Here is a 1,775-nt window from a genome sequence, read left to right as displayed (position 1 = left end):
GCAGAAGTAATTGTAATACCTCTTTCTCTTTCCTGCTCCATCCAGTCCATCGTTGCTGCACCTTCGTGTACCTCGCCTATTTTGTGAGTTCTTCCTGTATACTACAGAAAGAATTTTGTACTATACAGGAAGAACTCACAAAATAGGCGAGGTACACGAAGGTGCAGCAACGATGGACTGGATGGAGCAGGAAAGAGAAAGAGGTATTACAATTACTTCTGCTGCTACGTATTGTAAATGGCAAGACATGCAGTTTAACATAATTGATACCCCCGGACACGTTGACTTTACTGCAGAAGTAGAAAGATCCTTGAGAGTTTTAGACGGAGCTGTTGTAGTGTTTGACTCAGGTAACGGTGTAGAGCCTCAGTCTGAAACTGTTTGGAGACAGGCTGACAAGTATGGCGTTCCAAGAATTGTTTTCTCAAACAAAATGGATAAAATCGGCGCAGACTTCTTTATGGTTGTAAACGACATAAAAGAAAAGCTCGGTGCAGTTCCTCTTCCTATTCAAATTCCTATCGGAGCAGAATCAGATTTCCAAGGCATAATAGACTTGGTAACGATGAAAGCTCACATATGGTCAGGAGAAGAACTTGGTGCAAAATTTGAAATTGTTGACATCCCTAAAGATTTAGAAGAAAAAGCCCATCACATGAGGAGTGAATTAATAGAGCTTATAGCAGACTATAGCGATGAAGTAATGCAGAACTTCATGGAGGGCAAAGAGTCTACTGTAGCTCAGATAAAGCAAGCCATAAGGAAAGCGACCCTTGAAATAAAGTTGATACCTACTCTTTGTGGGACAGCATTTAAAAATAAAGGCGTACAGCCTATGCTTGATGCAGTGTGTGATTATCTTCCTTCGCCGCTTGACAGAAAAGCTTTTAAAGGAATAAATCCTGAAACAAGCGAAGCAGACAGCAGAGAAGTTGACGATAAGGCACCTTTTAGCGCTTTGGCATTTAAAATTCAGGCAGACCCTTATATCGGAAAACTTACATATTTTAGAGTCTATTCTGGAATATTAGAAAGTGGCTCTTATGTTTACAATCCTGGCAAAAATACAAAAGAAAGAATATCTCGTATAGTGCGCATGCACTCTAACAATAGAGAAGAGGTAAAGTCTGTTAATGCTGGAGACATCGCAGCTGCGGTAGGTTTAAAAAACACAACCACTGGAGACACTCTTTGCGCGCAAGAGCATCCAATATTGCTTGAGTCTATGGACTTTCCAGAACCTGTTATAGACGTTGCTATTGAGCCTAAATCAAAAGCTGACGAAGAAAAGCTTGGCGTAGCTCTTAGCAGACTTGCAGAAGAAGATCCAACATTTAGAGTAAGGACAAATGAAGAAACCAACCAGACGATTATTGCAGGTATGGGTGAGCTTCATCTTGAAATTCTCGTAGACAGAATGAAAAGAGAATTTAATGTTCAGGCAAATGTAGGTCGTCCTCAAGTTGCTTACAGAGAAACTATTAAGAAAATGACTGAAGCTGAAGCAAAATATATCAAACAGACTGGAGGACGTGGTCAGTATGGACACGTTGTACTTACTGTTGAGCCTCAAGAGCCTGGCAAGGGTTATGAGTTTGTAAACAAAATTGTCGGCGGCGTAATTCCTAGAGAATATATTCCTGCAATTGACAAAGGTATAAAAGAAGCAATGACTTCTGGAACCTTGGCGGGATATCCTGTTGTAGACGTAAAAGTTACGGTTATAGACGGATCTTTCCATGAAGTTGACTCTTCTGAAATGGCGTTTAAAATTG

Annotated in this window: 2 pseudogenes; one reads left to right on the top strand and one right to left on the bottom strand. The window is 40.5% G+C overall.

Annotation, left to right across the window (positions count from 1 at the left end):
• A pseudogene (locus LE179_RS06510) lies at window positions 1-101 on the bottom strand (GTP-binding protein); the annotation flags it as partial.
• Here LE179_RS06510 and fusA point away from each other — a divergent pair.
• Window positions 101-1,775, top strand: a pseudogene (gene fusA / locus LE179_RS06505) (elongation factor G); the annotation flags it as partial. The pseudogenes LE179_RS06510 and fusA sit on opposite strands and share 1 nt — an antisense overlap.

This window comes from Candidatus Endomicrobiellum agilis, from assembly GCF_020328115.1.
In the GTDB taxonomy this organism is placed as follows: Bacteria; Elusimicrobiota; Endomicrobiia; order Endomicrobiales; family Endomicrobiaceae; genus Endomicrobiellum; species Endomicrobiellum agilis.
Note: the sequence above shows the minus strand (reverse complement) of the source record. Positions and strands in the feature narration are given on the sequence as shown.